Annotated in this window: 6 protein-coding genes; all 6 read right to left on the bottom strand. The window is 31.4% G+C overall.

The features are described from left to right. Positions 1–384: 384 nt before the first annotated feature. Entirely contained in the window at positions 385–666 is a 282-nt protein-coding gene (locus JNUCC83_RS12435; RefSeq protein ID WP_454461408.1) for a hypothetical protein, read from the bottom strand. A gap of 12 nt (positions 667–678) precedes the next feature. Next, positions 679–942, bottom strand: coding sequence for a hypothetical protein (locus tag JNUCC83_RS12440; RefSeq protein ID WP_454461409.1), 264 nt, complete (start codon positions 940–942; stop codon positions 679–681). 2 nt (positions 943–944) lie between these two features. Beyond that, on the bottom strand, positions 945–1262 hold the full coding sequence (locus JNUCC83_RS12445; protein WP_454461410.1) for a hypothetical protein: 318 nt from the start codon (positions 1260–1262) through the stop codon (positions 945–947). A 17-nt stretch (positions 1263–1279) separates the two neighbouring features. After that, positions 1280–2212 carry an alpha/beta hydrolase family protein gene (locus tag JNUCC83_RS12450; protein ID WP_454461411.1) on the bottom strand — a complete coding sequence of 311 codons (933 nt, stop codon included), beginning with the start codon at positions 2210–2212 and terminating at the stop codon, positions 1280–1282. A 178-nt stretch (positions 2213–2390) separates the two neighbouring features. Beyond that, positions 2391–4508 carry a heavy metal translocating P-type ATPase gene (locus JNUCC83_RS12455; RefSeq protein ID WP_454461412.1) on the bottom strand — a complete coding sequence of 706 codons (2118 nt, stop codon included), beginning with the start codon at positions 4506–4508 and terminating at the stop codon, positions 2391–2393. Next, the gene (locus JNUCC83_RS12460; protein WP_079348685.1) at positions 4501–4863 is read right to left on the bottom strand and encodes an ArsR/SmtB family transcription factor; all 363 of its coding nucleotides are present in this window, start codon (positions 4861–4863) and stop codon (positions 4501–4503) included. The genes JNUCC83_RS12455 and JNUCC83_RS12460 overlap by 8 nt, the downstream gene beginning before the upstream one ends.

A 4863-nucleotide genomic window follows, 5' to 3' on the forward strand; every position in this document is an offset into this window, starting at 1 on the left:
GTTTATTCCTCCAAAATCACTCATTCAAGTTCATACTTGATTATATATAAACAGATTGTAATAATCAAGTACAAGTTTGATTGTCTTTGATTTCACTAGGTATAATTTGATTTATGTTAACTCATTAATTTAATTCATTAATTTGTTGAGTTTAGTGAACTCTAATTTCTAAAAAATTTTGATGATACTTTGCAAATAATTGCTCATTTTCTACAACGGCTGAAATTTTCCCTGAATAATTTGACATATTTTTTATCTTTATTTCGTACCTTTTATTATTAGTAACATCAAAAGTTTTTCTCCTGTAAATTTACTGATACAGACTGTATAAGATTAGCTCATATATAGAAATTGCTTTTATTTTTTTAACTTTGCAACAGAACCCTATTTTTTCTTTCGTTTAGATTGTTGGTACTCATGACTCTCTTTCACTGCCTGAGCAAATTGATACATTTCTTTAACTCGTTCCGCTTCAGAAAAAGTATCAGACAATAAATTAGTTAGTCGTTGCTGAATGTCGTCCAATTCTTTAATAGCCCTCATAACTCCTAATGGATTATCTTTATTTTCTTCAAGCATTTGGTTCTTTAGTTGAGGTTTTGTTTGTTTCCATGAATCTTCTAAATCATTTATAGACTTTTTAATATTACCAGTAATATTAAACACCCCTCTTACTCATTAAAATTTATCGAGTGTCTTTTGTTGTTGGTCGAATACTTCTGTAACTTTCTTACCAAATTGACCTTTAACAGTTGCCTGTAATCCTGTTGTTGCCTTAGAAATTGAAGCTTTTGCCGATTTACTTTCTTGTTCACCTGAAGATTTTACCTTCTTTTTTAATTTTCCCATTGAATTAACACCAGAACGTCCCACTGCTCTTACTTTTGATTTTTGAACATTTTTTTTAAACTCTTTTAATAGCTTTTCAAGTACTTCTGACAAAATTAATCACCTTCTCTTGTCTTTTTTAAATCATTACGATAAGTTTGTTCTAACTCATCTTTTTTAACTAGTAGTTTTCTTCTTTCATGACTCAATGTTAACGTATACTCTTCTTCTAACATCGATAACTCCTTACGAGATTCGTTTAAAATTTCATTTGAATCTTCAGAATTGTTTAGTAGATGACGTATCTCTGCATAAGCATCATCAGCTATTTGTTGGCCCTTCCTTTGAAAATGTTTTATTTCATCTTCTTGTTCTTCCAATTCTCGCACTTTTTGTTGGTAATTTTTTAATAGTCTTTCTTCTTTATTAGTCACTAAAAATTCTCCTTTTATTAACTCATTAATTGACGAGCCAGATCACTATCTCTTTGTACAAGTTCAGCTATTTTAGATTTTATTTCTGACGATAAGCGACTAAATGTCTCATCCATCTGACTGACTTTATCAATTTTTGTTCTAAAGTATTCACTTGGAATTGTGACCATTCTTTGTTTTGTACATCCAACTGATGATAAAACCTCCATTACTTCATGATAACTAAGTTCAGGAGCGCTATTTAATGCTTCTGAACGTTTTTTTTCCCATAATCTCTCTAAGTCATTTATCCCATCTTTATATATCTTTAATAACATTTCCATTGCCAATGAAAAAGAAGCTGAAGCTGATTGAATAACTGTAAGTGCTTGGCTATCATCTAAATATATCTGTTCATTGTAAGATATACCGCCTCCACTTTTTTGAAACTTAGCTCTTAATTTATTAAGTTTAGAAAAACTTTCAATTTGTTCTTGTAAAAGTTTATTTTCTTTCTTTAATTTATCAAATAGTAAACGACGATTCTTAGTATTTCCTAAATGCTCCTTAACTGTACGCATTGTTTGATTATTTGCAATAATTTGTTGAGCTAGTAACGTTTGCTCAATTGAAATGCCACCATTCAAATCAGAATAAATGGCAATTTCTCCATATTTATTAATATAATTTCCATTTTTATCCAATTTAAACTGTTCTCTCGAATGTCCTGCTGTTTTCCATCCAGCATTATCTATTCCTATACTTAAAAAAGGTATCTTTTGTTGACCACCAGTTAAAAATCCACTTGTTACAATGTCTGATGTATCGTATATATTAATTATTTGGCCTTTATATTTTTTTATCTGTTCATCAGTTAACCCTGATCCGGCAGCTCCATAAGTAATGCTGTCATAACCTAATATAACGGCTACATAAATTGCTTCAGCTCCCCCTAATGAATGTCCATTCATTGAAGTAGTTTAGTGATTTCACAAGAAATGAAAAAAAGGAATACCAATTATAAGGGATTCCTTTTTTGTATTGAGATAGACCGATTGTGAATCACAATCTCACAAAGGCAATGTGTCGGTTTAATAGGAACTTCTTAAAAGCGAGATTATGTTAATCAACGAGATAAATAACTATTTCTTACTTCTGTTTCATCAATCTCAATCCATTAAGTGTTACTAATAAAGTTGCTCCCATATCTGCAACAATAGCAATCCAAAGTGATAACCATCCTGGAATAATTAGCAATAAAGCTAAGAATTTAATGCTTAAAGAGAAAGTAATATTTTGTTTTATAATTTTTAATGTTTTTCGACTAAGATTAACAATAAACGGTAACTTTTGTAAATCATCACCCATTAAGGCAACATCAGCTGTTTCTAAAGCAGTGTCCGTTCCAGCCCCACCCATTGCAATCCCAACAGTTGCTGATGCTAACGCAGGAGCATCATTTACTCCGTCTCCTACCATAGCCACTTTTCCATACTTTTCTTTAAGCTCTTTAATATAATCTAACTTATCTTGTGGCATTAAATCACCTTTAATGTCTGTCACACCAACTTGTTCTCCAATTGATTTAGCTGTTCTGATATTGTCACCAGTTAACATAATTGTATGTTCAATACCTAACTGATGAAGCTTAGCGATTACTTCTGAACTTGACTTTCTTAATTCATCAGCAACTGCGATAATTGCCAAAATATTTTGTGCTGTTCCAAAAATCATGACGGTTTTTCCTTGCTCTTGTAACTTCTCATAATTTTTCATGACACTAGCTTGCCTAATTAATTCTGAATCAAATAATTTAGGACTTCCAACAAAATAAGTTGTACCTTGATAATCACCTTTAATTCCTTTACCAGTTACTGATTTAAAATTCATAATATCGATCATTTGATAGTTTGACTCTCTTCTATCAGCTTCTTTAAGAATGGCTGAAGCTAAAGGATGTTGAGAAAGTATTTCTAACGCTGAAATGATAGATAAGTACTGATTTTCTTGATTTGTGTCACTTACAACAAAGTCTGTTACAGAAGGCATTCCTTTGGTTAAAGTCCCTGTTTTATCAAAAGCGATTGCTTTTAATCCTCCGATTTCTTCGAGATAAATACCTCCTTTTACCAGCACACCATTTTTAGCTGAATTTCCAATAGCTGAAACGATTGAAACAGGTGTTGAGATAACTAATGAACAAGGACAACCAACTACTAATAGTGATAAACCCTGGTACAACCACTTATTCCAATCACCACCAAAAAACAATGGTGGAATAATGATAATTAAAGCCGAAATAGCCATGATAGAAGGGGTATAGTATTTAGCAAAGTTATCAACGAATGCTTGTGCAGGTGCTCGTTCTCCTTGTGCTTCTTCCACTAAATGAATGATTTTAGCAATGGTTGTATCATTAACATGTTTAGTCACTTCCACTTCTAAAATTCCCTCTTCATTTAAAGTTCCTGCAAAAATTTCGTCCTTAATTTGTTTTTCAATTGGAACAGACTCACCCGTTATTGCTGCTTGATTAACAGCAGAATGTCCTTTAATGACTATCCCATCCATAGCTATTTTTTGCCCTGGTTTAATAATCATGATATCTCCTATTTGAATATCAGAAACATTTATCATTTTTTCTTCGTTATTTCTTCTAATCAAAGCTTCTTTTGGTGCTATATCCATTAACGAACGAATAGATTGTCTTGCTCTATCCATCGAAAATCGTTCAAGGGCTTCACTAACAGCGAATAAGATAACTACAATAGAACCTTCAGCCCATTCACCTATAATTGATGCGCCTATAATTGCTACTGTCATTAAAACTTCCATTGAAAAGTTTAATTTAAGTAAATCCTTAATTCCTTCTGTAAATAAACTAAATCCACCAATAACGATAGCTGATATAAATAAGCTTTTAGTTATGATATCATTCTCGCCTACAGTAGCTCTAAAATAAAAAGCTATCGCTATTAATATTACTGAAATAACTAATTTCCAATTACGTTTCAAGAAAGAGTCTTTCTGTCCCCCTTCAGATTCTTGATTGTCCTCATCTTGAATAATTAGATTTTCAAAAGCTCCAGCAGACTTAATTTCTTGAATGGAAGATGTTCCCTCAACTTTAATTTTTCCAGCACCAAAGTTTACTTTTGCATCTGTTACACCTTCAATACTTTTAACATTTTTTTCAAATTTAGCAGCACAATTCGTACAGCTTAATCCCTCTACTCGGTATGTTTTACTAGCAGTTTCTTTACTCATAGCTATCACCCTGTTCTAGTTGTTTTCCTAAATTTATCAATTCAACAATCCTATCATCAGAACTAAAATAATAAACTAATTTGCCTATTTTTTTACTATCTACAACACCTAATTTTTTTAATGATTGCAAATGATGTGATGTATTTGCCATAGTTGCTCCAATAATATTGGCTACGTCACATACACATAGTTGATCTTCATAAGCTAAAGCATGTAATATTTTGAATCTATTTTCATCTGATAAAATTTTAAATAAAGAACTTAGATCTTTGCTATTAGTATTTTTTAATCTCTCTTTTGAATTAGTTACTTGCTCCTCATGAATACAAGTAATCTCACATATTTCATTTGTCAC

This window comes from Vagococcus sp. JNUCC 83 (genome assembly GCF_053667615.1).

What these genes read in the sequence shown, in the direction of transcription:
- JNUCC83_RS12455 (WP_454461412.1), bottom strand. Translation starts at nt 4,508, where the DNA reads ATGAGTAAAGAAACTGCTAGTAAAACATACCGAGTAGAGGGATTAAGC.
- JNUCC83_RS12450 (WP_454461411.1), bottom strand. Translation starts at nt 2,212, where the DNA reads ATGAATGGACATTCATTAGGGGGAGCTGAAGCAATTTATGTAGCCGTT.